20 protein-coding genes are annotated in these 26,809 nt (G+C 67.0%); 13 read left to right on the plus strand and 7 right to left on the minus strand.

Annotated elements, in window-relative coordinates:
* Positions 1–4 precede the first annotated feature (4 nt).
* The 4 genes from KVS69_RS08810 (at position 5) to KVS69_RS08825 (ending at position 4,029) form a co-directional block, all read left to right on the plus strand.
* On the plus strand, positions 5–364 hold the full coding sequence (locus tag KVS69_RS08810; protein WP_068854836.1) for a hypothetical protein: 360 nt from the start codon (positions 5–7) through the stop codon (positions 362–364).
* A 113-nt stretch (positions 365–477) separates the two neighbouring features.
* Positions 478–2,214 carry a bifunctional isocitrate dehydrogenase kinase/phosphatase gene (gene aceK, locus KVS69_RS08815; protein ID WP_217537792.1) on the plus strand — a complete coding sequence of 579 codons (1,737 nt, stop codon included), beginning with the start codon at positions 478–480 and terminating at the stop codon, positions 2,212–2,214.
* Between the two features lie 58 nt (positions 2,215–2,272).
* Positions 2,273–3,142, plus strand: coding sequence for an energy transducer TonB (locus tag KVS69_RS08820; protein ID WP_217537793.1), 870 nt, complete (start codon positions 2,273–2,275; stop codon positions 3,140–3,142).
* A gap of 17 nt (positions 3,143–3,159) precedes the next feature.
* Positions 3,160–4,029 (plus strand): energy transducer TonB, encoded by an 870-nt coding sequence (locus KVS69_RS08825; RefSeq protein WP_217537794.1) that lies wholly within the window; start codon positions 3,160–3,162, stop codon positions 4,027–4,029.
* A 47-nt stretch (positions 4,030–4,076) separates the two neighbouring features.
* On the opposite strand, the gene KVS69_RS08830 is transcribed toward KVS69_RS08825, so the two are convergent.
* The 3 genes from KVS69_RS08830 to KVS69_RS08840 all read right to left on the minus strand — a co-directional run bounded on the left by KVS69_RS08830 (position 4,077) and on the right by KVS69_RS08840 (position 9,871).
* On the minus strand, positions 4,077–5,663 hold the full coding sequence (locus KVS69_RS08830; RefSeq protein WP_217537795.1) for a sensor domain-containing diguanylate cyclase: 1,587 nt from the start codon (positions 5,661–5,663) through the stop codon (positions 4,077–4,079).
* A 121-nt stretch (positions 5,664–5,784) separates the two neighbouring features.
* Complete coding sequence (locus KVS69_RS08835) at positions 5,785–6,801, minus strand: cupin-like domain-containing protein (RefSeq protein WP_217537796.1); 1,017 nt, start codon at positions 6,799–6,801, stop codon at positions 5,785–5,787.
* A gap of 61 nt (positions 6,802–6,862) precedes the next feature.
* Positions 6,863–9,871 carry a TonB-dependent receptor gene (locus KVS69_RS08840; protein ID WP_217537797.1) on the minus strand — a complete coding sequence of 1,003 codons (3,009 nt, stop codon included), beginning with the start codon at positions 9,869–9,871 and terminating at the stop codon, positions 6,863–6,865.
* Between the two features lie 421 nt (positions 9,872–10,292).
* Here KVS69_RS08840 and KVS69_RS08845 point away from each other — a divergent pair, with 421 nt between their 5' ends.
* Positions 10,293–11,564 (plus strand): sugar MFS transporter, encoded by a 1,272-nt coding sequence (locus tag KVS69_RS08845; protein ID WP_217537798.1) that lies wholly within the window; start codon positions 10,293–10,295, stop codon positions 11,562–11,564.
* 4 nt (positions 11,565–11,568) lie between these two features.
* Here the strand turns inward: KVS69_RS08845 and KVS69_RS08850 are convergent, their stop codons facing one another.
* Positions 11,569–12,576, minus strand: coding sequence for a LacI family DNA-binding transcriptional regulator (locus KVS69_RS08850; RefSeq protein WP_095363122.1), 1,008 nt, complete (start codon positions 12,574–12,576; stop codon positions 11,569–11,571).
* A 329-nt stretch (positions 12,577–12,905) separates the two neighbouring features.
* On the opposite strand from KVS69_RS08850, the gene KVS69_RS08855 reads away from it, so the two are divergent.
* Positions 12,906–15,434: an exo 1,3/1,4-beta-D-glucan glucohydrolase gene (locus KVS69_RS08855; RefSeq protein ID WP_217537799.1), complete on the plus strand. Its 2,529-nt coding sequence runs from the start codon at positions 12,906–12,908 to the stop codon at positions 15,432–15,434.
* Positions 15,435–15,588: 154 nt separating this feature from the next.
* A complete protein-coding gene (locus KVS69_RS08860; RefSeq protein ID WP_217537800.1) occupies positions 15,589–15,801 on the plus strand; it encodes a hypothetical protein in 213 nt (70 codons plus the stop codon).
* A gap of 116 nt (positions 15,802–15,917) precedes the next feature.
* Here the strand turns inward: KVS69_RS08860 and rho are convergent, their stop codons facing one another.
* Complete coding sequence (rho, locus tag KVS69_RS08865) at positions 15,918–17,702, minus strand: transcription termination factor Rho (protein WP_217537801.1); 1,785 nt, start codon at positions 17,700–17,702, stop codon at positions 15,918–15,920.
* A 222-nt stretch (positions 17,703–17,924) separates the two neighbouring features.
* Positions 17,925–18,254, minus strand: a complete 330-nt coding sequence (gene trxA / locus KVS69_RS08870; protein ID WP_068854242.1) for a thioredoxin — start codon at positions 18,252–18,254, stop codon at positions 17,925–17,927.
* 540 nt (positions 18,255–18,794) lie between these two features.
* Here trxA and rhlB point away from each other — a divergent pair.
* From rhlB to ung, 5 genes are all read left to right on the plus strand, one after another.
* Positions 18,795–20,507 carry an ATP-dependent RNA helicase RhlB gene (gene rhlB, locus KVS69_RS08875; RefSeq protein WP_184125885.1) on the plus strand — a complete coding sequence of 571 codons (1,713 nt, stop codon included), beginning with the start codon at positions 18,795–18,797 and terminating at the stop codon, positions 20,505–20,507.
* 141 nt (positions 20,508–20,648) lie between these two features.
* Positions 20,649–21,335 carry a cell division ATP-binding protein FtsE gene (gene ftsE, locus KVS69_RS08880; protein ID WP_068854240.1) on the plus strand — a complete coding sequence of 229 codons (687 nt, stop codon included), beginning with the start codon at positions 20,649–20,651 and terminating at the stop codon, positions 21,333–21,335.
* Positions 21,332–22,282 (plus strand): permease-like cell division protein FtsX, encoded by a 951-nt coding sequence (gene ftsX, locus KVS69_RS08885; RefSeq protein WP_093534856.1) that lies wholly within the window; start codon positions 21,332–21,334, stop codon positions 22,280–22,282. The genes ftsE and ftsX overlap by 4 nt, the downstream gene beginning before the upstream one ends.
* Positions 22,283–22,294: 12 nt before the next feature.
* A complete protein-coding gene (locus KVS69_RS08890; protein WP_068854238.1) occupies positions 22,295–23,137 on the plus strand; it encodes a response regulator in 843 nt (280 codons plus the stop codon).
* Entirely contained in the window at positions 23,134–23,838 is a 705-nt protein-coding gene (gene ung, locus KVS69_RS08895; RefSeq protein ID WP_093534854.1) for a uracil-DNA glycosylase, read from the plus strand. Before KVS69_RS08890 ends, ung begins: the two co-directional genes overlap by 4 nt.
* 30 nt (positions 23,839–23,868) lie before the next feature.
* On the opposite strand, the gene KVS69_RS08900 is transcribed toward ung, so the two are convergent.
* Positions 23,869–24,228 (minus strand): helix-turn-helix transcriptional regulator, encoded by a 360-nt coding sequence (locus tag KVS69_RS08900; protein ID WP_217537802.1) that lies wholly within the window; start codon positions 24,226–24,228, stop codon positions 23,869–23,871.
* Between the two features lie 573 nt (positions 24,229–24,801).
* On the opposite strand from KVS69_RS08900, the gene KVS69_RS08905 reads away from it, so the two are divergent.
* Complete coding sequence (locus KVS69_RS08905; RefSeq protein WP_217537803.1) at positions 24,802–26,730, plus strand: DUF11 domain-containing protein; 1,929 nt, start codon at positions 24,802–24,804, stop codon at positions 26,728–26,730.
* The last annotated feature ends 79 nt before the right edge of the window (positions 26,731–26,809 follow it).

Below are 26,809 nucleotides of genomic sequence, written 5' to 3' on the forward strand. Positions count from 1 at the left end.
CAACATGGCAGGTGTGAGCGAAACCTTGAGCGCGCTGATGACCATCGACGGCGCGCAGGCGGTGGCACTGGTGGACTACGAAAGCGGCATGCTGCTGGGCGAAGCCGGCTCGGGCATGGACATGGAAGTGGCGGCAGCAGGCAACACCGAAGTGATCCGGGCGAAGATGAAGACCGCCGCGTCGCTGAACCTCAACGACACCATCGAGGACATCCTGATCTCGCTGGGCAAGGCGTACCACATCATGCGCCCGGTGGCCTCCAGGAAGGGACTGTTCCTCTACCTGGTACTGGACCGCAACAAGTCCAACCTGGCACTGGCACGGCGCCGGGTGCAGGACGTGGAGGCGTCCCTGGCGCTGTAAGACCTGACGCTGCTGCCGGCCACCCCGGGTGGTCGGTGGCAGCCCGGGATGGGATCGCTTGCCGGCCATGGGCCGCCCCACTATGGTTGGGGTGGTCTTCCCGGTTGCCCTGCATGCCTGTTGCCCCATCCCCTGATGACGAAGCGCTCGCCACGCGGTTGGCGGCGTTGATCCGTGATGCCTTCGAGGATTACCACGCGCGTTTCGCCGGGGTGACCCGCCGCGCGCGGGTGCGCTTCGAGACCCGCGACTGGAACGGGGCGCGGCAGGATGCGGTGGAACGCATCGGGCTGTATGACCGCTGCATTGCTGAGACGGTGGATGTGCTGCGGCGGGCTGCGCGTGAGGCCGTGGGTGAGCGCGCGCTGTGGCTGCAGATCCGGAGGGCCTACGCAGGCCTGGTGGGTGGATTGATCGACGCAGAACTGTACAAAACCTTCTACAACACGCTGGCCCGGCGCCTGTTCGCTACTGAGGGCGTGGATGCCGCAGTGGAGTTCATGGCGATGGATGTGGAGCCATCCGACGCCATCACCCATCCGGTCGCGCGGCATACCTACGCGCTGTCGGCGACGCGGCCGGCCGAGGCCTTCATGCGGGTGCTGGGTGACTATCGCTTCGATGTGCCCTATGCGCACCAGTTGCGCTGTGCGGCGGCCATTGCCGTGCGCCTGCAGGACGACCTGCAGCATTGGGGTACCCAGCCGGTCCGCAGCATCGAGTTGCTGGATACCGTGTTCTACCGCGAGCGTCGCGCCTACCTGGTGGGGCGGGTGTTCGGCGAACACCGCTTCTCTCCCTGCGTGATCGCGCTGGTCAACGACGACAACGGCCTGCGTGCCGAAGCCGTGCTGACCCGGCGTCGTGATGTGGCGCACTTGTTCGGCGTGTCACGCAGCTACTTCCAGGCCGACCTGGCCACGGTGGGAGATGCGGTGGTGTTCCTGCGCAGCCTGCTGCCGGCCAAGCCGATCGATGAGATCTACACCGTGCTGGGCCGAGCCAAGCAGGGCAAGACCGAGCGCTACCGGACCTTCTTCCGGCACTTCCATGACCACCCCGACGAACAGCTGGTGCATGCCGATGGCACACCGGGCATGGTCATGGCCGTGTTCACGCTGCCCAGTTACCCACTGGTGTTCAAACTGATCCGCGACCGCTTCGCCTGGCCCAAGACCATGACCCGGCACCAGGTGGAGGAAAAGTACGCGCTGGTGTTCAACCTGGATCGCGTCGGGCGCCTGCTGGACGCGCAACCCTACCGGCACCTGCGCTTTCCCAAGGCCCGCTTCTCGCCGGCGCTGCGCGAAGAACTGCTGAGCCAGTGCGCGGCCAGCGTGCGTGAGGACGGCGATTCGCTGGTGATCGCACTGTGCTACGTGCAGCGCCGTTTCCGCCCGCTCAACCTGTACCTGCGCGAGCAGACGGCCGAAGCCCGCCGCGCCGCCGCGTTGGATTACGCGCAGGCCATCACCGACATGGCACGCAACAACATTTTCCCCGGTGACATGCTGCCCAAGAACTTTGGTGTATCGCGGCATGGGCGCGCGGTGTTCTATGACTACGACGAGCTGTGCCTCGTCAGCGACTGCGTGTTCCGCGCCTGGCCGACACCGCGCAATGCGGACGAAGCCATGGCCGATGAGCCGTGGTTCCACGTGGGCCCACGCGATGTGTTCCCGGAGCGCTTCGCACCCTTCATGGGGTTGCCCGCCGACGAGCTTGCCGCCGTGCGCGAACACCATGCGCATCTGTTCGATCCCCAATGGTGGCAGGGGCTGCAGGCGCGGTTCGTGGCCGGCGATTATCCCGATACCCCGCCCTATGCAGCCCATCATCGCCTGGCCTGATTTCCCCCTGACACATCGCTGGGCTATCCTCGGGGTTCATCCACAAGGAGCAGGTGAGATGCGTTATCCCCATATTCTGGCGTTGGCCCTCGCATTGGGCGGCACCGGGCTGGTCGCGACAACCGATACCGCTGCACAGACCGCGCGTTCGGTGCGTGAGACCGCCGAAGCCAGCATGACGCTGACCGGCAAGATCGATATCGGTACCGACGGGCACGTCACCGGCTTCCAGCTGGACCACTCCGACACGCTGCCTCCCGATCTGGCGGCATTCGTGCAGCGCCAGGTGCAGGCATGGCAGTTCCAGCCGGTCGTGGACAACGGCACGGCGGTCGCCACACAGACGCCGGTGACCCTGCGCCTGCTCTCCCAGCCCGGTCCGGGCGGCGCGGGCGACACCGTGCGCGTGGCGGGTGCGAGCTTCAGCAAGTACGACCCGGAAAACACCAGCCGCGTGACCTCCAGCGAGCTCCGCTTGCCGGCCTACCCCAGGAATCTCGCTGCCATGCGCGCCAAGGGCGAAGTGCTGCTGCTGGTGAAGGTCGGCCGCGACGGTACCGTGGCCGATGTGGTCGCCGAGCAGGTGAACCTGCGCGTGGTGGGCAAGGAAAACCAGATGCGGCAGGTGCGCAACGAGTTTGCCCGTGCATCGGTGTCCGCGGCGCGCAGCTGGACCTTCCGCCCGCCGACCACCGGCAGGCTCAAGGATGCCGAGTCGTGGACCGTGCGGATCCCGGTCCGCTACATGATGGGCGAACGCACGCCTTACGGCACGTGGGAAGCCTATATTCCCGGCCCGCGCGAGCGCGCGCCGTGGCGTACCTCGCAGGCCGGCGAGGACGCCGCACCGGACCTGCTGACTGCGGGCGGCATCTACATGGCCGACCTGGATGACGGTCCGCGCCTGCTCACCCCGTTGGGCATCTGATCACAAGGAGTCGTGCAATGCGTCGTTCCCTTCACCTGGCACTGGCCCTGGCACTTGGCGGCAGCATCGTCGCCGCCGCACCGGACGCCGCCGCACAGACACGCAGCGAAATGCGCAGGACCGCCGAAGGCAGCATGGTGCTGACCGGGCAGGTCAACATTGGTACCGAAGGGCAGGTGGAAGGCTTCGTGCTGGACCAGCGCGAAAAGGTGCCGGCAGAACTGGCCAGCTTCGTTGACCGCTCCGTGCAGACCTGGCGCTTCGAGCCGATCGTGCGCGATGGCAAGCCCGTGCGTGCGCGCACCCAGGTGTCCATCCGCCTGGTCGCCAACATCGGGCCCGACGGCAAGGACATGGTCACACTCGACGCCGCGACCTTTGGCGGGTACGACGCCACAAGCACCGACCAGGTCACCTCGATCACGCTGGCGCCGCCGCGGTTTCCCTCGGTCGCACTGAACATGGGCGGAAGTGGCGATGTGATGTTGATCGTGAAAGTCGGCCGTGACGGCAAGGTCATGGATGTGATCGCCGAACAGGTCAACCTGCGCGTGCTCGGTGACGCGCGTCGCATGGAGCGGCTGCGCGAGGCGTTCGCGAAGCAGAGCGTGGACGCCGCACATCGCTGGAGCTTCCGCGCCCCCAGCACGGGTGACGAGAAGGACAAGCCGTTCTGGTCCGTGCGCGTGCCGGTCAGCTTCGACTTCGGCGAAGTCACGCGCGGCTACGGCCAGTGGAACGTCTACATTCCGGGCCCGCGCGCGCATGCGCCCTGGCGGGAGGCCGGACCCGGCGAACAGGATGTGGCTGGCCTGCTGGCGGTCGGCGGCGTGTACATGACCGACGTCAGCACTGGCCCGCGGCTGCTGACCCCGCTGGGCGGGTAAGCAGCTGAAACACCGGATCGGCGCCGCGCGTCGACCCGGTTTCAGCATCAGCTTCCGGCCGGGCCGTCCGGCGCTGGATACACCACGGTCCGGTTGCGACCCTGTTCCTTGGCCATGTACAGCGCCTTGTCGGCCAGACGCAGCGCCTGCTGCGGGTCCTCGTGGTAGGACGGGTAGTGGGCCACGCCCAGCGATACCGTTACCGTGCCGACCTGTTCGAACACTTCTGCTTCCACCTGCAGGCGCAGGCGCTCGGCGATGCCCGCGCTGGCGGTGACGTCGATGCCGGGCAGCAGGATCAGGAACTCCTCGCCGCCATTGCGGCACAGCAGGTCGGTGTCGCGCGAATCGTCGCGCATCAGCTGGGCGATGCGAAGGATCACCGCATCGCCGACCGCATGGCCGAAGCGGTCGTTGATGGTCTTGAAGCGGTCGATATCCAGCGCGATGATCCCGAACGGCTGCCCGCGTGCCTGCCAGTCTTCCAGCCCTTCCTGCAGGCCGCGCCGGTTCTGCAGGCCGGTGAGCGGGTCGGTCATGCTGGCGCGGTTGAGCTTGCCGATACGGTCCTGCAGCAGGTTGAAGCTGTACAGCAGCGCCTGCTTGAGGTGCGCGGCCTCGTAGTACCACGCCTTGATGCCGGTCACGTGGCGGATGGCGATGCCGGTGTCGCGGTTCTGCACATTGCGCGCCATCTGCCACAGTGGCAGCGAAATGCGCCGGGCGAACCACCAGGTGACCAGCAGCGACAGCACGCCCAGCGGAATGGCATTCCAGATCACCGCCTTCATCAAGCGCGACAGCGGTGCCAGCGTGGCCTCCGTCGGGCGCTGTGCCACCACGCCCCAGCCCACGCTGGGCACCGGCGCGTAGCCGGCCAGCATCAGCACGCCGTGGCTGTTGCGCACTTCCTGCGCGCCCGAGTGGCCCTGGCTGACCGCCTTCACCGCCGGGTTCTCCAGGGCGAACTGGCCAACCCGGGTGGGTTCGATGTGGTACAGGATGCGGCCATTGCGGTCCACCACGTACAGATACGAGCCGTCGCGGTAGTAGTGCTTGCCCAGCAGGCTCTGCAGGATGCTGCGCTGGCGCAGGTAGATGGTGCCGCTCACATAACCTTTGTACTGGCCCTGCGGGTCGAAGATCGGGTGCGAGATGGCGACCAGCAGGCGGCCGGTGGCCGACTCGTACGGATCGCTGATGTACGGCTCGCGGCGCTTGAGCGCCTCGCTGTTGCCCTGGCTGTTGAGCACCACCCCCTGCAGGGACAGGCTCAGCGGCGAGGTGGCCAGCACCGTGCCGGCCGGGTCCACGATCAGTACCGAGTTGAAGCTGTTGGTCTGCAGCTGCAGGCGCGCCGCTTCGGCTTCCAGCTCGGCCGGGGTGTGCGCGCGCTGGCTAAGGCCGGTGGCGGCATAGGCCAACTGCTGCTGGGCCGACAGCACGAAGTTCTGGGTGCTCTCGGCCAGCTTGCTGGCGTACACCCGGTTGGATTCGAGCGTGGTGCCGATCAGCTGTTCGCGCTGCACGCGGTAGCTGGCGTGCAGGGTGTTGGCCAGGGCGACCAGCGCGCTGAGCAGGGCAAGCGCCAGGATCAGCTTGCCCAGGTTGAGGCGGGACGACAGCAGGGGCATGGCAGAGTGACCGGCAGGATGCTGCGCCAACCGGTCCTACCGATGAGGCTGCAACGGGGCGGATGAGGGGATCCCGGCGCGGATTATCACGGATTCACCGCCCAAAGGGGGAGGTCCGGACTCAGCGTTCCATCCGCTTGCGCAGCACGCTGCGCACATTGGCCGCCATGCCCTCATCCAGCGGACCCAGCACGCCGCGCTTGCTGTCGGGAATATGTGCGTTGGCTTCGCCATCGGCGCCGAACACGTAGTGGTCGAACAGCGCCCGCCAGTGCCTGCGCTGGGCCGGCGGCAGCCCGCGCAGCGCGAGCAGCGACAGCATCAGGGCGTTCATCGGCGGGTCCATCCAGGCCGGCACCGGACGCCACCAGTAGTTCACCAGCACGTTGAAATCATCCAGCCCTTCCATGTGGTGCCACCACAGGGAAGGAATGAACACGGCATCACCGGGCCCCAGCTCGGCCACCTGGGCGCTGGCCATGGCCCGGGCAAAGCGCGGGAAGCGGTCCAGGTCCGGTTCGGCGAAGTCCACCAGGCTCACTGCCTGGCCGGCCGGGGTGAAATCCAGCGGGCCGACATACAGGTTGCCGATCTGATCGGGCGGAAACAGGGTGACCCGGCGGCGGCCGGCGGCGACGCAGGCCAGGTTGTCCGGCACGTCATGGTGGGCGGCGATGCGCGAGCGGTTGCCGATCCAGATGCTGGCCAGCGGTCCGTCCACGCCCAGCGCCAGCGGATTGTCCTGGCGGAAGCCAGGCAGGAAGCTGTCCAGCGTGGTCGAGGCCACGTAGATGGTGGGCGGTTCGGGCGTGCTGCGGTACTTGAGCAGCGTATCGAGCACCACCTTCAGCGCGATCTGCTCGCGGCGGAAGTTGAAGCCGCTCATGTCCGCGTTGTAGAAGATCCGCCCCTTTGCTGCGGGCGGCGCGGTCGTGGCGGTAACCGGCAGGGTGCCGTGGTCGTACTGCTTGAGGTGGGCGACCGCCGCATCGGCCGAGTCGCGGGCGGCGCCGACCATCGGCCAGTCCGCCACCAGCCCGCGGATCACCTTGGGCGTGGTCCAGCCCGGGAGAACCCCGGCCAGCCGGTGGCGGTCGAGGTCGCGCACTTCGTCGATCGGACCGGGCGTGGCAGGCATGGCAGGGTCGCTTGCAGGCGGTGGCGGTGTGGCGAGTGTAGACCCGCCACACCGCTGCTGCTCAGAACTTGTAGCGGACGCCGAACATGTAGCGCGGGCCGGTCTGGGTGGCGTAGCGCAGCATGTTGGTATGCCGTGCGTAGGTACGCATGGTCTCGTCGGTGAGGTTGATTGCCTCCAGGCTCAGCGACAGCTGCTCGCTGACCGCGTAGCTGATGTTGAGGTCGAGCTGGCCGTAATCATCGGTGTAGTTCGGGTTGGGACCCTGGCCGCCGATGCCGTTGAGGAACTTGTCGCGCCAGTTGTAGGCCGCACGGATCTGCCAGTTGTGCTTGTCGTAGAACGCCACCAGGTTGGCCGAATCGCTCAGGCCCACCATCGGGTACTGGTCGCCCAGGCTCTGGTTGTCGAAGGTCAGCCCCGACTTCACCTTGGTGTAGTTCGCCGCCAGGCCGAAGCCGGACTGGCCGAACAGGTGCTGCACCGCCACTTCCCAGCCATCGAGATGGTCCGAACGCTGGTTGGCCGGCAGGGTGATGTCGAAGCCGGCGATCGGATCGCCAGGCTGCCCGACGATGGTGCCGGTGAGCTGGCCGGCCGAGTTGGTGCCGGTGGCGGTCACGCCCGGTTGGCCGTTGAAGTTGGTGAAGATGTAATCGCGGATGCAGGGCATGTCGCTCACCCCGCAGCCGGCTGCCAGCGCTGCGTTCCAGTAGGCGCCACCCACCGGGGTGTGCAGGTTGCCGGTGTTCTCGCGGACGATGGTGTTGCTGATGAAGTTCTTGATGTTCTTGCGGAAGAAGCCGACCGAGGCGTAGCTGGATTCGCCGTAGTACCACTCCAGCGACAGGTCGAAGTTGTCCGACAGCAGCGGCTCCAGCGCCGGGTTGCCGCGCGACCCGCTGCCACCCTGGGTGCGCACGATGTCGGCCAGCGACTGCCCGCTCTGGATCTGGTCCCAGCCCGCGCGGCCCAGGCTGCGGCTGTAGCTGCCGCGCAGCGCCAGCGTATCGCTGATGTCCAGCTTCAGGTCCAGGTTGGGCAGCACGTAGTCGTACTTGCCGCTGTCGCTGATGAAGCCGCTTTCGCTGGCGTATTCGATGTTGAGCTCGTTCGCCGAACTCCAGCTGATCCCGTTGGGCACGCGCACCATCGCGGTGGAATCCACGTCGGTCTGCTCATAGCGCACGCCGACGGCCACGTTCAGCGGCATCGACCAGTCGAACGTGGTGCGGTACTGCAGGAACGCGCTCTTGGACTTCTCGTTGGTGCGGATGTCCTGCGAATACTCGGTGGGAGCCACGTAGCAGGTCGGGCAGGCCGGGTCGGACGCGGTGCCGACCTGGGCGGCGCGGTTGATCAGCCTGTCGAAGTCGAATACCAGGAACTGGCCGGTCAGGCGCGGATCGTCGTGTCCCGAGAACGCATCGAAGTACCTGGCCATGTCGTCGGCATACCAGATGCTGTCATCGTAGTCGGCCGGGGTACCCAGGCCGCCCCACGTATTGCGCTGCATGATCGCCGAGGCCGAACGGTTCTTGACGTCGGTGTAGCCCACGCCGAAGTCCAACGCGGAGTAGTCGGCGAACTGGAAGGTACCGCGGCCCTGGTACTGTTCCACCTCGGACTTGTTGTAGCTGTTCTGGAACACCGAGCCGGTGACCAGGGCATCGGCCGCCTGCACGCCGCCCGGCGGCAATGCGATGTTGATGATCGGCAGGTCACCGCTGTAGTCGACCGTGGTCTTGCCGCGCACGAACGCGGCAACCCCGAGCACGCCAGCCGAACCATACGGGCTGTCGGGCTGCGATTCGCCGGTGGAATGGTGGGCGTCGAAGTTCAGGGTCAACGCATCGTTGACTTCCCACTCCACGTTGAAGCCCAGCGAGTCCAGCGTGTTCTTCGTGGCCAGCTGCGCACCACCCATCGACACGTCCGAATTGACCATGTCTTCGCTGTAGATGATCGGCGCGGCGACCGGGCCGTTGGTCCAGATGCTGTCGCCGGGGCCGTAGTTGAACCACACCGACAGCTCACTGCGCTGCTGCTGCACCTTGTTTTCCACATAGGTGTAATCCAGCGTGGTGGTCACGTTGTCGACCGGCTTCCACTGCAGGGTGGCCTGGCCGTTGGTGCGCTGGCGCTGCACGCCGTTGACGTTGTAGGCGGTGTTCTGCGGGCGGCCGTACACGTCATCGGGGCCGGGACGGTTCTGGATGCGGTCCGCGTAGCCCTGGCCCGGCTGCGGCAGCACGCGCCAGTCAGTGGTGTTGTCGCCTTCGAACGTGGCCCAACCTTCGGCTACCGTGGCCTGGTTGAAGCCGGAATCGCGCTCCTGGTAGCTGCCGCTCAGCATCACGCCCACGCGACCATCGGCATAGGTGTCACTGAAGATGCCGGAGATCTCACCGGTGTACTTCGAACCCTGCAGCGTGCTGGGCAGGTTGTCGTTGGAGGTGTCGTTGACGGCCTTCAGGCCGACGCTCACCACCGGCGCCGATTCGAGCGGGCGCAGGGTCTTGACGTTGATCGTGGCACCGATGCCACCGGTCGGGTTGTCGGCACGGGTGGTCTTGAACACTTCCACCGCCGAGATCGACTCGGAGGCGATGTTGGCGAAATCGAACGAGCGCGAGCCGGACAGGCCGGCGCCGCCGTTGCCCAGGTTGGAGGCCGGCATCTGGCGGCCGTTGAGCAGCACCAGGTTGAAGTCCGGGCCGATGCCGCGCACGGTCACCTTGGAGCCTTCGCCGCTGGAGGTGCGGTCGATCGACACGCCGCTGATGCGCTGCAGCGATTCGGCCAGGTTGGTATCGGGGAACTTGCCGATGTCCTCGGCCACGATGCCGTCCACCACACCCTGGCTGTCGCGCTTGAGGTTCATGGACGAAGTGAGGCTGCCACGGATACCGGTGACCTGCACCGTATCAAGCGTGGCCGGATCCAGCCCTTCCGACGACGACGCAGCGCCGTCGCGGGTGGTGTCCTGGGCCCACGCCGGCCCGGCCAACACGGCGAGCAGCGCGGAAGTGAGCATTGCCTTGCGGGGTACGGCCTTGTACGTCTTCATTGCAGCTCCCTCCCCAGGGAAATCGGTAATGGCAGTCCTACGGCGTCTGACACGATTCAACAACGATGTGGGCGGATTGGGCCGATGCCTGACAGCGTTGTCAACAAACTGCCATGAAGCGCATCGTTCGCGGTGTCGCGCGTGGGTGTCCCTGTGTGTCCCGGGGCGGGTCGCTGTATACGCGCCAAACCCTGCAATGCGGGCCTTTCAGCCCTGTTTTGCCGGGACGTCACGCGCCCGATTCAGTCGGCCCTGCTCGTTGTGCAGTGCAGAACGAAACTGCGCGAAACCCGTTTGCGAGTGGGCGCCGGCCACTGTCGCATGTCCTGACCGGTTGTCTGACAGCGCTGGACAACAGGACGCCAAGCAGGTTCCATGTCTGGCCGCCGCATGGCTGGCATTCCCATCAGAAGGACAGGCAATGGACACTTCCACCGTGGTTCGCGGGCAGCACGTACAGAGCACACGCATGGCGCTGGCCGTGGTGACGGCGATCTTCTTCATGTGGGGCTTCATCACCTGCCTCAACGACATCCTGATTCCGCACCTCAAGGCTGCGTTCTCGCTGACCTGGGTGCAGGCCATGCTCATCCAGTTCACTTTCTTCGGCGCGTACTTCCTGATGTCGCTGCCGGCGGGCCGGCTGGTGGCTGCGGTGGGCTACAAGCGCGGCATCGTGGCCGGTCTTGCGATCGCCGGGGTCGGCGCGCTGCTGTTCTGGCCGGCGGCCGCGCTGCATGTATACGGGCTGTTCCTGGGCGCGCTGTTCGTGCTGGCCACCGGCATCACCGTGCTGCAGGTCGCGGCCAACCCGTATGTGGCGCTGCTGGGGCCGGAGCAGACCAGCTCGAGCCGGCTCACCCTGGCCCAGTCGATGAACGCGCTGGGCACCACCATCGCCCCGCTGTTCGGCGGCCTGCTGATCCTGGCGGCCGAACCGCGCAGCGCCGACCAGCTGGCGCTGCTGCCGCAGGCCGAAGCGCTGGCTTACCGCGCCGCTGAAGCACAATCAGTGCAGGTACCGTACTTCGGCCTGGCCATCGCCTTGTTCGTGCTGGCCGCGGCGATCTGGATGTTCCGCCTGCCCAGCATTGCCGGGGTGGAAGACAGCAAGGAGCAGGGCACGCTCGGTGCGGTGCTGCGCCACAAGCACCTGGCCTTCGGCGTGCTGGCGATCTTCTTCTACGTGGGCGCGGAAGTGTCCATCGGCAGCGTGCTGGTCAACTTCCTGTCCATGCCCGGCATCGGCGAAGGCCTGACCGAGCAGGAGGCCACGCGCTATGTGTCGCTGTACTGGGGCGGTGCGCTGGTCGGCCGCCTGGTCGGCACGTTCCTGCTGGCGCGCTTTGATCCGCGCCGCCTGCTCGGGCTGTTCGCGCTGGTGGTGATGGGGCTGCTGGCGGTGACCATGCTCGGCACCGGCGAGCTGGCGAAGTGGAGCGTGGTCAGCGTGGGCCTGTTCAATTCGATCATGTTCCCGACCATCTTCGCGCTCGCCATCGGCGGCCTGGGCCCGCTCACCGGGCAGGGCTCCAGCCTGCTGGTGATGGCGATCGTGGGCGGCGCGGTGGTTCCGCTGGCGGTAGGCTGGTTGGCCGACCACTACGGGCTGCAGGCTTCGTTCCTGCTGCCGATGCTGTGCTACCTGTTCATCGTGTTCTATGCATGGCGCGGGTCGCGCCGCTACGCCTGACCCTTCAACGGCGCCGGGGTGCGTGGGTGGATTCACGCACCAGCACCGCATGGTCCACGGTGACCATGCGGCCGGCCTTCGGCGAGCGGATGCGTTCGATCAGCTGTTCGGTGGCCAGCCGGCCCATCGTGTCGGTGGGCTGGCGCACGGTGGTCAGGGCCGGGTAGATGTGCCCGGCAATGGGCGTGTCATCGAAGCCGCACACGGAAAGGTCGCGCGGCACGCGCAGGCCGCGCTGGCCAGCCACCCGGAACACCGCGGCGGCCATGTCGTCGTTGGCCGCGAAGATCGCGGTCGGCGGCTCGGGCAGGTCCAGCAGCGCATTGGCCGCGTCGATGCCCGACTCGAACGAGAACTGGCCGTTCACCACCAGCGCCGGGTCGTACTCGATCCCGGCCTCGCGCAGTGCCTGGCGGTAGCCGGCCAGGCGCCACTGGCAGGCGCCATGTGCGCGCGGGCCCTTGATGTGGGCGATGCGACGGTGGCCCTGCGCGACCAGATGGCCGATCAGTTCCACCACTGCGGTGGTTTCGTCCATGCGCACGCCGATGCGCCCTTCGGGATGGCGCGGTGCGATGCTGGAAAACGGAATCTCGTTGTCTTCCAGGTACGCCAGCACCACCGCATCGTCGGTCAGCGGCGGGATCAGCACCACGCCATCGGGCCTCGAGTTCTCGAACAGTGCGGCGAGGTCGGGCAGGGTGCGCCGGCCGATGCCGACCGGCCCCAGGATCAGGTTGTAGTGGTTGGCATGACAGGCTTCCAGCATGCCGTTCTGGATTTCCATCAGGTAGTTGCGCGAGGGGTTGTTGTAGACCAGCGCCAGTGCATACGAGCGCTGCCCGGCCAGGCTGCGCGCCGACAGGTTCGGTTTGTATCCCAGCCGGGAGACCGCAGCGAGCACGCGGTCGCGCGTTTCCACCCGTACGTTCGGCTCGTTGTTGAGCACGCGCGATACGGTCTTGATCGAAACGCCCGCAATGGCGGCGACATCCTCGATACGACTACGCATGGTGCGATGGATCCTCCTGGAGAGCCCGGCCGGCCGCTGCCGATGGTAATGCGCCTGAGTCGTTTCGGGATTACCGAAGCAGGCGGATGGTGCCACGTTGCGGGGTATTCGTGCACGGTCCGGATTTCCATGCGGCGCTGCAACAGCAACTGCGGATTCTCTTCCCATTCGAAGACAGCAGGCCCAGCAATCACGGGGATGCCAGGACAACGCGCTCGCCAAGCAGTTGACAGGGCTACGCCCGGCTTATATGACAGCGCTGTCACCGGAAGCGCTGAAGCAGCCCGAGCCGGTCCATCATCCGCACATTTTCTTGGAGGTAGATGCACGTGAGCAGCGCCCGGAAGACTCTTCTTACCGTCTGTGTCCTGACGGCATTGGCCGCCCAAGCGCACGCCGCGCCCGCCGCCGAGCGCCTGCAGGACTGGCCGCAGGTGACCAGCGCGATCGCCTCCGACCCGGCCATCGAAAGCCGCGTGCGCAGCATCCTTGCGCAGATGACCCTGGCCCAGAAGGTCGGGCAGATGACCCAGCCGGAGATCAAGCAGATCACCCCGGAGCAGGTGCGTACCTACTACATCGGCTCGGTGCTCAACGGCGGTGGCTCGTGGCCGGGCATGGACAAGCACGCCAGCGTGGCCGACTGGGTGAAGCTGGCCGATGCCTACCACGCCGCCTCGCTGGCCACCGACGCACGCACCCCGGTGCCGGTGATCTGGGGCACCGATGCCGTGCACGGCCACAGCAATGTGTTCGGCGCCACGCTGTTCCCGCACAACATCGGCCTGGGCGCCACCCGCGATGCCGCGTTGATCGAGCGCATCGGCGCCGCCACCGGCAGCGCCACCCGTGCCACCGGCATCGGCTGGGTGTTCGCGCCCACGCTGGCCGTGGCACATGACCCGCGTTGGGGCCGCACCTACGAAAGCTTCTCGTCCGACCCATCCATCGTGCGCGAATACGCCACCGCCTACGTCAAGGGCGCGCAGGGCCGCTTCACCGGCGACGGCAACGTGGTGGCCACGGCCAAGCACTACATCGGCGATGGGGCCACCGACAACGGCCGCGACCAGGGCGAGGCCACGGTGGACAAGGCCACCATGATCAACGTGCACGGCCAGGGCTACTTCGGTGCGCTGGGCGAAGGCGTGCAGACGGTGATGGCCTCGTTCAACAGCTGGAACGACCGTGCCGGCGGCGTGGACTACGGCAAGATGCACGGCAGCCAGGCGCTGCTTACCGGCGCGCTGAAGGAAAAGATGGGTTTCGACGGCTTCGTCGTCTCCGACTGGAACGGCATCGCCCAGGTACCCGGCTGCCGCAACGACAGCTGCGCCCAGGCGATCAACGCCGGTATCGACATGGTGATGGTGCCCGACGACTGGAAGGCCTTCATCGCCAACACCATCGCCCAGGTGGAGAGCGGCGAGATTCCGATGGCGCGCATCGACGATGCGGTGACCCGCATCCTGCGCGTGAAGCTGCGTGCGGGCCTGTTCGAGCACAAGCCGTCCGACAGCCGCTTCGCGGGCGACGCCAACGCCGTGCAGCACCGCGAACTGGCACGCGAAGCCGTGCGCGAATCGCTGGTGCTGCTGAAGAACCAGGACAAGGTGCTGCCGCTCAAGCGCGATGCGCGCGTGCTGGTGGTGGGCAAGAGTGCCGACAGCCTGTCCGACCAGGCCGGGGGCTGGTCGCTGACCTGGCAGGGCACGGAGAACACGAACGCCGATTTCCCCAATGCCGATTCGGTGCTGGGTGCGCTGCGTGCCGAGCTGGGCACGCAGCAGGTGACCTACAGCGCCGATGCCAAGGGCATCGATGCGTCGGCGTTCGACGTGGTGGTCGCGGTGATCGGCGAAACGCCGTACGCCGAAACCAACGGCGACATCCTCGCCTCGGACACGGTCAGCCACAGCCGTGCGCAGCCGCAGGACCTGGCCGTGCTCAAGGCCGCCGCCGCCACCGGCAAGCCGCTGGTCACCGTGTACTTCTCCGGCCGCCCGATGTACACCAACGACCTGCTCAACCTGTCGCAGGCGTTCGTTGCCGCGTGGCTGCCGGGTACCGAAGGCAAGGGCATCACCGACGTGCTGGTGGCAGGCAAGGACGGCAGGCCCGCGCATGACTTCCACGGCCGGCTCAGCTTCCCGTGGCCGGGCTTGCCGTGCCCGGCACCGATCGACCGCCCGGACCCGAAGCGCCCGGACCTGTTCAAATTGGGCTATGGCCTGAGCTATGCCAAGCCCGCGCAGGTCGCGCGCCTTCCCGAAACCAACCCGGACCATTGCGGTGAAGTGACCACGCTGCCGATCTTCAACCGCGTCGATACCGCGCCGTTCTCGCTGCACATCGCCGCCGGCGGTGCCACCCAGCCACTCGGCAACGATCTCAACGCCAGCCTGCGCTGGCCCGCCGCCACGCCGGTGGCCGACGTGCGCACGGTGCAGATCAACACGCAGCAGGACGCACGCGAAGTGACCTGGCTGGCCCCCGCGCAGCTGATCGCGCGCAGCACATCGCGGCGCAACCTGGGCGCGCTGGCGCGCAGCAACGGCGCGTTGCAGTTCGACGTGATGGTGCAGCACCCGCCCGCCTCGCCGGTAACGGTGACCATGCAGTGCGGCACCGGCTGCGAGGGCGGGGTGGATATCGCCCCGGCGCTGGCAACGCTCACCGCGGGGCAGAAGCGCACCGTGACCATTCCGCTGGCCTGCTTCGCCAGCAAGGGCGTGGACCTGGGCGCGGTGGAAGCCCCGTTCGTGGTCAGCGCGGACAAGCCGTTCGCGGCGGCCTTCACCCAGGTGCGGGTGGCGACGAAGGCGGACAAGGCCGAGGGTGTGGTGGAGTGCCGGTGAAGCGGTAGGGGATGCATGGGCCGGCCAACGGCCGGCGCTACCACGCCAGGATGTGTCGGGTTTGCCGCGAAAATGGGAGTTGTTGCAGGGGATTCCCGCCGGGTGACGCGTAGCGTGTGAGCTACACGGGCGCGGGGGAATCGATGTGACGCTGATGCATGTTCTGGGTGGGCTGTCGCTGCTGATCCTGGTCGGGGTGGCGACCATGGTGCGGGCAGGGATCGGGTTCGAACACGGGGATGGGACGGCGGTGCAGGAGGGCGCCGCCGAGGTCGATGCAGTGGGCGTGGTGGAGCCGCCGCTGGAACCGGTGGCCTCGTTGGGGCCGCTGCAGTTCGGACCATTGCTGGATCGCATGCGGCCGTGAGGCGTGCCGACCAACGGTCGGCACCTACCGTCAGCCAGCGCCGATCGGTTGGGGTCCCCAGCCATGAAAAAGGCCCCGCAGTGCGGGGCCTTTTCCTGTTTCGATGTTGGCGCCGGTCAGCGCTTCATCGAACCGAAGAACTCGTCGTTGGACTTGGTGTTCTTCATCTTGTCGAGCAGGAACTCCATCGCGGCGATTTCGTCCATCGGGTGCAGCAGCTTGCGCAGGATCCAGATCTTCTGCAGCAGCTCCGGTTCGATCAACAGGTCTTCGCGGCGGGTGCCCGAACGGTTGATGTCGATGGCCGGGTACACGCGCTTTTCGGCGATACGACGGTTCAGGTGCACTTCGCTGTTGCCGGTGCCCTTGAACTCTTCGTAGATCACCTCGTCCATCTTGCTGCCGGTGTCGACCAGCGCGGTGGCGATGATGGTCAGGCTGCCGCCTTCTTCAACGTTACGGGCGGCACCGAAGAAGCGCTTCGGGCGGTGCAGGGCGTTGGCGTCCACACCACCGGTGAGCACCTTGCCGGAGCTGGGCACCACGTTGTTGTAGGCGCGTGCCAGGCGGGTGATCGAGTCGAGCAGGATCACCACGTCCTTCTTGTGTTCCACCAGGCGCTTGGCGCGCTCGATCACCATTTCGGCAACCTGCACGTGGCGCGCGGCCGGTTCGTCGAAGGTGGAGCTGATGACTTCGCCGCGCACGGTGCGCTGCATTTCGGTCACTTCTTCCGGACGCTCGTCGATGAGCAGCACGATCATGTGCACGTCCGGGTGGTTGGTGGTGATCGCCGTCGCCACCTGCTGCATCAGCATGGTCTTACCGGCCTTGGGCGGGGAGACGATCAGCGCACGCTGACCCTTACCCTGCGGTGCCATCAGATCCATGATGCGGCCGGTGATGTCTTCGGACGAACCGTTGCCACGTTCCAGGGTGAAGCGCTTGCGCGGGAACAGCGGGGTGAGGTTCTCGAACAGCACCTTGTTCTTGGACGCTTCCAGCGGCTCACCGTTGATGGTGTCCACGATCGACAGCGCGAAGTAGCGCTCGCCGTCCTTCGGGAAGCGGATGCGGCCGGACAGGTGGTCGCCGGTGCGCAGGTTGAAGCGGCGGATCTGGCTGGGCGAAATGTAGGTATCGTCCGGGCCGGCCAGGTAGCTGGCTTCAGCCGCGCGCAGGAAGCCGAAGCCGTCCGGCAGGATTTCCAGCACGCCGTCGGCAGCCACGCCGTCGCCATGGCGGGTGAGCACCTTGAGCAGGGCGAAGATCACGTCCTGCTTGCGGGCGCGGGCCACGCCTTCGGAGATCTGCAGCTGCTCGGCGATTTCCAGCAGCTTCTGGGCCGGCATGCGCTTGAGGTCGCTCAGCGAATAGACCGGGAAGCCCTCGGGCACGTTGGCCTGCTGGCTGCGCACGAACGGCTGCTGTTCGCCATTGTCCTGCGGCATGCCGTCGTCGCGGAAGCCACCACCACCACCGCCGCGATTGCGGTCGCGGTCACGCCGATTGCGGAAACGGTCACGGCGGTTGCCCTGGCCTTGGTTCTGGCCCTGGCCCTGGCCCTGGTTCTGACCCTGCTGGTACGGGTTCTGGCCGCCCTGCGGGTTGTTGTTGCTGTTGTTGTTGCGCTGGCCGCCGTCGGCGGCGTCCTGGCCACCGCCCTGCGGGGCCGGGGCATCGCCGCCGGAAGCGGCCGGTGCCTGGGGGGCCTGCTGCGGCGCTGCCGGTGCAGCCGGCGCCGGCGCGGCGGGCGCGGCAGCCAGGGGCAGGGCGTTCTGTTCGGGGGAAGACCCGGTGTCGGCGCTGCTGGCAGCGGCCTTGGCGACGCGCGGCTTGCGCACGCGCTTCTCGGCGGGCGCGTCGGCGCTCCCGGGTTCGGAAGTAGTGATATCGGACAAGTGCTGAATTCCTCGCTGGAAGGTGCGAGCGCCCGGCAGGGGCGGCGAACGTTGGGAAGGGATTCTGGAAAGAAACGTCGTCCAGAAGATGCGGCGCGCGAATGCGGCCGGATATGCCGACACTAACACCGGCTCGCGGCAGCGCGCAAGCCGGGTGGGGCAGGGTCATTCATGCGGGCGTGGGGCCCGCGGGGCAGCCGGGGTGGCCGGCTGCCGGGTGGCTCAGGCCAGGGCCTTGTCGAGCAGGCCGGCCAGCTGGGCCTTGCCGACGGCACCGATCTGCTCGCCAACCTTCTCACCGCCCTTGAACACCACCAGGTACGGGATCGAGCGCACATGGTACTTGGCCGCCAGTGCGCGGTTGTTGTCCACGTTGACCTTCACGACCTTGGCGCGGCCCTGGTAGGCGTCGGCCAGCTCGTCGAGGGCCGGGGCGATCATCTTGCAGGGACCACACCATTCGGCCCAGAAATCGACCAGGACCGGTTCCTTGGAATTCAGCACGGCGCTATCGAAGTCGGCATCGCCGACATGTACAACCTTGTCGCTCATCTTGGTCTCTCGTTTTGGAGTGCACCCGGCAGGGCCGGAGGGGTTGAACCTGGACAGGGCTGGGGGCCTGGTCCGCGTCTGCTGCCTCGTGGCCGCGGGTGCGGCCAGCGGTGCGTCCGATGGATGCCTGGACGCTCACGGCCGGCAGTGTACCCCTATCGTCGCGAGGCGGCAGACACCGGTTGGAAAGAATCATCCTGTGACCGTCATCGCGCTTTGCCGGGGCAGGCGGGAACGATATGCGGGTGGGGCTCTGGCGGTTCCAGCCCCCTGGATCCGGGCGTTCAACTGGGGGTGGGGGCCGTGAAAGGCCGCCACGCAGGGCGTGGCGCTACGGCTGGCCGGGGCGTCGCATGGGGGTCTGCGACGGCCTCCCCCGGTTTGCCGGCCGCTTTGCGTTAAACTGGCCCACTGTGCGGCGCCCCGGGACCGGTTCGGTCCGGCCTCCGCCTTCCCAGGCGCAGGGCCCAATGGCGACGGTGCCCCCCAAGATTGCAAGCCACCCGCATCTCTGTCGGCTGGCCTTACCAAGACGGACTCATGAGCGACAAACCGCTGACCGATTTGACCTTCTCCTCCTTCGAGCTGCATCCGGCCCTGCAGGCTGGCCTTGAAGGCGCTGGTTTTACCCGCTGCACCCCGATCCAGGCGCTGACCCTGCCCGTGGCACTGCCCGGCGGCGATGTCGCCGGCCAGGCCCAGACCGGTACCGGCAAGACGCTGGCGTTCCTGGTGGCCGTGGTGAACCGGCTGCTGACCCGCCCGGCGCTGGCCGACCGCAAGCCGGAAGACCCGCGCGCGCTGATCCTGGCGCCCACCCGCGAACTGGCCATCCAGATCCACAAGGATGCGGTGAAGTTCGGCTCGGATCTCGGCCTGCGCTTTGCGCTGGTCTACGGCGGCGTGGATTACGACAAGCAGCGCGAACTGCTGCAGCAGGGCGTGGACGTGATCATCGCCACCCCGGGCCGCCTGATCGATTACGTCAAGCAGCACAAGGTGGTCTCGCTGCACGCCTGCGAAATCTGCGTGCTCGACGAAGCCGACCGCATGTTCGACCTGGGCTTCATCAAGGACATCCGCTTCCTGCTGCGCCGCATGCCCGAGCGCACCACCCGGCAGACCCTGCTGTTCAGCGCCACGCTCAGCCACCGCGTACTGGAGCTGGCCTATGAGCACATGAACGAGCCGCAGAAGCTGGTGGTGGAAAGCGAATCGATCACCGCCGCGCGCGTGCGCCAGCGCATCTACTTCCCGGCCGACGAAGAGAAGATCCCGCTGTTGCTGGGCCTGCTCTCGCGCAGCGAAGGCGCGCGCACCATGGTGTTCGTCAACACCAAGGTGTTCGTGGAGCGCGTGGCGCGCTCGCTGGAGAAGGCCGGCTACCGCGTCGGCGTGCTCTCCGGCGATGTGCCGCAGAAGAAGCGCGAGAGCCTGCTCAACCGCTTCCAGAAGGGCCAGCTGGAAATCCTGGTGGCCACCGATGTTGCCGCGCGCGGCCTGCACATCGACGGCATCAAGTACGTTTACAACTACGACCTGCCGTTCGACGCCGAAGATTACGTGCACCGCATCGGCCGTACCGCCCGCCTGGGCGAGGAAGGCGATGCGATCAGCTTCGCCTGCGAACGCTACGCGATGGGCCTGCCGGATATCGAGGCCTACATCGAGCAGAAGATCCCGGTGGAAGCGGTCACCAGCGAAATCCTGACCGCGCTGCCGCGTCCGGAACGCGCACCGGCCGCGCCGGGCGAGGAAGGCGACGAGAACGAAAGCGTCGGCCAGATCTTCCGCGAAGCGCGCGAAGCCCGCGCCGCAGAGGAAGAGCGTCGCGGCGGCGGTCGGTCGTCCAGCGGCAGCCGTTCCGGCGGTGGCCGTGGCGAGCGCAGTGGTGAGCGCAGCGGCGAACGCCGTCCGCGTGGCCCGCGCAAGCCGCGCGTGGAAGGCGAGCAGCCCGCTGTGGCCGTGGAAGGCGCCGCACCGGTGGAGGCTGCAAAGCCTGCCCAGGCACCGCGCCCGCCGCGCGCCGAAGGTGCGCCGGAAGGTGCGGCCGAGGGCGAGCGTGCACCGCGCAAGCGCCGCCGCCGTCGCCACGGTCGTCCGGTGGAAGGTGCCGAGGGTGCCGCGCAGTCGGTCACGCCGGTGCAGGTCACCGCCAAGCCGATGCGCAACACCGCGCCGGCCGCCGACCCGGGTGCAGGCTTCCTGACCCGCATCGGCCGCAAGATCCGCCGGATGCTTTCAGGGGCGTAACGACCAACGGTCGTTACCTACCGCGTAGCCCCCCACCGTTGGTGGGGCGGCATTCCAAAACCGATCAACGGTAGCGCCCGGCCGGTGGCCGGGCGACACGCCGTTCCCACGCCGCCATCCTCCTCCTGCATAATCGGAGGAATGAGCGTCCTGCGTTTTGACAATGTCAGCAAACACTATGCGGGCGGCCACCAGGCTCTGGTGGACGTCAGCTTCGATGTCGCACCCGGTGAAATGCTGTTCGTGACCGGGCACTCCGGCGCCGGCAAGAGCACCCTGCTCAAGTTGATCCACCTCGACGAACGGCCCAGCCGTGGCGCGGTGGTGTTCGACGAGCGCAACCTGCTCAAGGTGCGCGGCGGCGATATCCCGCACCACCGTCGCGCGGTGGGTGCGGTCTACCAGGACCACCGCCTGCTGATGGACCGCAGCATTGCCGAAAACGTGGCCCTGCCGCTGATCCTGCGCGGTACCCGGCGGGGCGATATCGGCAAGCGCGTGCGTTCGGTGCTCGAGCGCATGGGCCTTGGCCATCGGGAAAAGGCGCTGCCGTCTCAGCTGTCGGCGGGTGAGCAGCAGCGCGTGGGCATCGCCCGCGCGATCGTCGGCGAGCCCAAGCTGCTGGTGGCCGACGAACCCACCGGCAACCTCGATCCGACCCTGGCCGCTGAAATCATGGCGCTGTTCGCCGAACTGCCCGAGCGCGGCACCAGCGTGCTGGTGGTCAGCCATGATCTGGCGCTGCTGCGCGCCATGCGCAAGCGCGTGCTGATCCTGGACCACGGCAAGCTCATTGACGACATCTCGCCGCAGGACCTGGCCGAATGAGTACCGCCACCAACAAGGAAGCCGCGGCGCCGTCGCGCCTGGGCGTGTGGCTGCACCACCACGGCCACAGCGTGGTGTTCAGCCTGGGCCGTGCCTGGCGCAAGCCGTGGGCCACGCTGTTGACCGTGATGGTGATGGCGCTCGCCCTGGCCCTGCCGCTGGGGCTGTCGATCGCGCTTGACAACCTCAAGCATTTCGCCGGCAGCGTGCAGCAGTCGCGCGACATCAACCTGTTCCTGAAGACCGACGTCGACGCCGCCGCCGCCCGTCAGGTCGCCGACACGCTGCGCGGTCGCGCCGATGTGGCCGGGGTGACCCTGCGCTCGCCGGACGAAGGCCTGGCCGAGCTGCGCGACAGCGCCGGGCTGGGCGAAGCCATCGATGCGCTGCACGACAACCCGTTGCCATCGCTGCTGATCATCACCCCGGCCAACGGTACAGACGACGCACGCCTGGCGCAGTCGCTGGAAGGCATGCCGCAGGCCGATCTGGTCCAGCACGATGCGCTGTGGCGCAAGCGCCTGGATGCCTGGCTGGGCTTCGGCACGCGCCTGGTGCAGGTGCTGTCGGTGCTGCTGGGCTTGGGCGCGGCGCTGGTGGTCGGCAACACGGTGCGGCTGGATATCCAGGCGCGCCGCGATGAAATCGGCGTGCTGCAGCTGCTGGGCGCCAGCGATGGGTTCATCCGCCGCCCGTTCCTTTACCTGGGCGCGTGGTACGGGCTGGGTGCCGGTGCGCTGGCCCTGGCGCTGGTCGGTGGGGCCGGGCTCGCGCTGCGCCCGCCACTGGCCGCGCTGTCGCAGAGCTATGCCAGCCCCTTCGTGCTGCATGGGCTGGACCTGTTGCATTCTTCGCTCGTGCTGGTCGGCACTGTCGTGCTGGGCTGGCTGGGCGCGTGGCTGGTGACGGGGCATTTCCTGCGCCAGACCCGTCCGACCGAAACCTGAGGCCTGCCCTGCATGCGTCCGCAAGTACTGAAGCACCTGGTCGACGACGCACCACGCGTCATGGTGGTCGATGGTTCCAAGCTGGTCCGCAAGCTCATCGCCGACGTGTTGCAGCGCGAGCTGCCGGCGGTCGAGGTGGTGGGCTGCGCCAGCATTGAAGATGCGCGCATGGCGTTGGCCGCCGGTCCGGTCAACCTGGTCACCACCTCGCTGACGCTCAGTGATGGCGATGGCCTGGACCTGGCCCGGCTGGTACGCGAAACCGCCGGGCAGGCCTACGTGCCGGTGATCGTGGTTTCCGGTGATGCCCAGCAGCACCTTGAGCAGCGCCGTTTCACCGATTACGTCACCGATTATTTCGACAAGGCGCTGGGCCATGAAGCCCTGGCGACTTTCATCCGTGGCTATGTGCAGCCGGAAACCATTCCCGGCGCCACCATCCTGTACGTGGAAGACAGCCGCGTGGTCGCCGAAGCGACCAAGCGCATGCTCGAACGGCAGAGCCTGAACGTGCTGCACGTGATGACCGCCGAAGAGGCGTTCGCACTGCTCACCGCCGAATCGCTGGGGCGCAGCAGCCACCGCATCGACCTGGTGCTTACCGACGTCACCCTGAAGGGCGAGCTGAGTGGGCTGGATGTGGTCGAGCGCGTGCGCGTGGACTTCGGCTACGGCAAGCGGCGCCTGCCGGTGCTGGTGATGACCGGCGACGGCAACCCGCTCAACCAGTCCGGGCTGCTGCAGGCCGGCGCCAACGACCTGGTGCAGAAGCCGATCGAAGAGCGCCTGCTGGTCACCAAGGTGCTGTTCCAGCTGCGCCTGTCACGCCTCAACGACAAACCCCTGGTGCGATGAACGACGACGTACACCCGACCATCCAGCTTGAACCGAGCTGGAAGGCGCGTATTGGCGATTACCTGCTGCGCCCCGAAATGCGCGACCTGGCGGCCTTCCTGCGCCAGCGCAAGGCGGCCGGCGCGCACGTGTTCCCGCCAGGCCCACAGATCTTTGCCGCGTTCGACGCCACCCCGTTCGACCAGGTCAAGGTAGTCATCCTGGGCCAGGACCCGTACCACGGTGCGGGCCAGGCCCATGGCCTGAGCTTCTCGGTGATGCCCGGCGTGCCGGTGCCGCCGTCGCTGTTGAACATGTACAAGGAACTGGAAGCCGACCTCGGCCTGCCACGCCCCGACCATGGCTGCCTGCTGCCGTGGGCCCGCCGTGGCGTGCTGCTGCTCAACGCGGTGCTGACCGTCGAAGAGGGGCAGGCCGGCTCCCACCAGAAACGCGGCTGGGAAGGCTTCACCGACCACGTCGTGGATACCCTCAACCGCGAGCGCGAGGGCCTGGTGTTCCTGCTGTGGGGCAGCTACGCCCAGCAGAAGGGCAAGGTGATCGATACCGGCCGCCACCGCGTGCTCAAGGCACCGCATCCATCGCCGTTGTCGGCGCATCGCGGTTTCCTGGGATGCCGACACTTCTCGTCGGCCAACCAGTACCTGGAGCGACGGGGCCTGGGCGGCATCGACTGGTCGTTGCCGCCGATGTCGGCGTAACGACCAACAGTCGTTACCTACCGTCGTTGTCTACACACCCAGCATTTCGATGATGGATTGCGCCACCTGCCGCTTGCGCGGCGGCAGGCGCCGGAACAGCGACAGGATGTTGCCCTCCAGGTCGTTGCGCGCGTAATCGGCGGTGGGCGCCGCGGCGCTCAACTCGCCGCCATCGGCCTTGCCGCAGCCCCGCCCGGTGGCCAGCCACTCGAAACGCACCTGCGTCACCACCGCAATGCGGGCCAGGTGCTCGACGCTCGGATGCGTGCCCTCTTTTCTTTCCCATTGCGCTACCGCACTTCTTTTCACGCCAGTTTCATTCGCGAGTTGCGTTTGCGACAGCCCTGCACTGGTCCGCGCCCCACGGATCCGGTCTGACATCGTGAGCATGGCAATCCCCTTCCCGTTCCTTGAGTGGTGGATGGTTATCGATACTAACGAGACAGCAATTCTTTCAACAGAATGTACAGAATCGCTGTCCGTCGTTGGCACCGCAGGGTTACCCATCCGTAAAACCCGCAGCGACAGCCAAACTTCCCTCAGTAAAACTACTGGCCGGTTTGACGATTGTCGCCCGTCCACGTAGTTAATCCTCCATGCCGGCCAGAAAGTCCGCCGGCAGAATCTGAACGAGACAGGCCAGCACCCGGTCACCCATGGTAGGCATTTTCCTACCCGGGATGGAGTGCTGCGGCCACGACCGGGGGATGGCCGATGGATAATGTTTCAGGTGTGAAAAGGGTGTTAGTGCGGTTCAGGATTGTCAGTATCTCCGCATTAATTGTGATGGGGCTCGCGTTATCCAGCATTTTCACTGTCGCAAATGCCCAGGACGCGTGCACGGCAAATGGCGCCTGTGTTTCTGCTGGTCCGCGACTTGCGCAGGTGGACAGCACCCAGAGTCCGGTCCTGAATCTGCTTTTCACGACGCTTTTGCCCGGAACGAATATCAATATCACCGCAGTGGACTGGAACCACATCGCCGGTGCCGATGTGAATCTCAATGCCCTGCTGACCCGCCTCAACGGGGGTGTCGCGGTCAGCGACCCCAGCCAGGTGCTCAACGCCAACATCACCCTGGGCCAGCTGCAGGCCGCGCTGGTTTCAGTGCTCCAGGCTGACGGCAACACGCTGGCCGCCAACGCACTCAACCTGCTTACGCCATCGCTCAGCGGCCTGACCGGCAACATCCGCCTGGCCGACCTGCTGCAGGTGAGCCTGCCGCCCGGCTCGCTGGCCAACGTCAACCTGGACGTACTGGACCTGATCACCGGTGGCGTGCAGCTGTACAACTTCCGCAACGTGGTGACCACGCCCACGCCGATCACCCTGACCACCGCGCAGCTCGCGCCGCTGGGTCTCGGCGGCCTGGCCAACGTCCGCGTCTGGGCGCAGGTGGTCGAGCCGCCGGTGTACAACTGCGGCCCGGTCGGCACCGGCTTCCACAGCGCCGCGATCCGCCTCAAATTCGATTTCGACGTCGCACAGGGGCTGAACATCGCACCGCTGGTGTCCGCGTTGAATGGGCTCAACGTCGGTGGCCTGGTCTCGCTGGCCGGCACCAGCATCACCGCCTCGCTGCTGCATCTGTCCGTGTATGCCGATGTCGCCCGCGCCGAAGGCACCATCAACGCGGTCAACCTGGCCAGCAACGCGGTGACCCTGCAGGCACGGCCGGGCCTGGTCAACCTGTACATCGGCACCATCAGCGACGCGGTGTTCTTCAACCGCAGCGCCGTGCTCACCCCCGCCAGCGTGACCCCGATCAGCGCCACGTCGCTTGCGGTCACGGTGGGCGTGAACCTGCTCAGCGGTCTGAAAGTGGCGGATGTCGATGTGCCGCTGACCGTGTCCCTGCGTGCTGTGGCCACCGGCACCCCATCCACCCAGTCCGTGGTGTTCAACGGTCCCTATCCACAGACACGCACTTTGAGCAGCGGCACGGTGACCGCCACGGCACTGGTCACCTCGCTGGTCAACTCGCTCGAAATCCAGATCACCAGCGGCACGCCGGTGGTACGGCTTGTCAACAACCTCATCCAGTTGCCGTTGCCGGTGAACAGCATCGTCAACGCCATCATTCCTGCGTTGCTGACGCCGTTGCGCGGCGTGATCAACACCGTCATCGCACCGGTCCTGAGCGCCGTGCTTGGCGGCGTGGTGGACAACCTGCTGGGCCTGCTCGGCATCCGCATCGGCCAGGCCGTATTCACCGTCGAAAGCATCTCGCAGAGCTGCGCGGCCACCGTGCAGCTGGTCAAGACGCTGGCACCCACCACCGACCCCGGACTGTTCAACCTCAGTGTCGCCCAGGGCGCGACGGTACTGGCCAGCGTGGCCAATGTCGGCAACAACGGCGCCACCACCGCGGTGGTCACCACGCCCGGCACGGTCTACACCCTGGCTGAAACCGCAGGCACCGCCACGGTGCTTGCGCGTTACGCCAGCACCTGGGAGTGCAAGGACCAGGCCGGCACCACGCTGACCAGCGGTACCGGGCAGAACTTCAATTTCACCTCGCCGGCATTGTCGGCGCAGCCGCTCAACGTGGTGTGCCGCATCACCAACCGCACGCGCCAGGCCGATCTGTCGATCACCAAGTCCGATGGCAGCGGTTCCTATACCCCCGGCGGAACCGCCAGCTACGTCATCACCGTCAGCAATGCCGGGCCAGATCCGGTCACGGCGGCGCAGGTGACCGACACCTTGCCGGCCGGCGCCACGCTGAGCGCGCCATGGAGCTGCATCGCGTCGGCGGGAAGCGTCTGCAGCGCCGCCAGTGGCGGTGCGGCGGGAACCAATGGGGTGAGCCTGGGTGTGGACCTGATCAACGGCGGGCAGGCAACGATCACCGTGCCGGTGATCTTCAGCGCCGACCCTGCCGCGTACTAGCCGTATCCACCCGGCGCGCCCGGTGGCGCGCCGACAGCAACGTCGCAACACGTGGTGCGCGGCCGAATGCCTGCGCGCT

The organism is Stenotrophomonas sp. GbtcB23, from assembly GCF_019091045.1.
GTDB lineage: Bacteria > Pseudomonadota > Gammaproteobacteria > Xanthomonadales > Xanthomonadaceae > Stenotrophomonas > Stenotrophomonas rhizophila_A.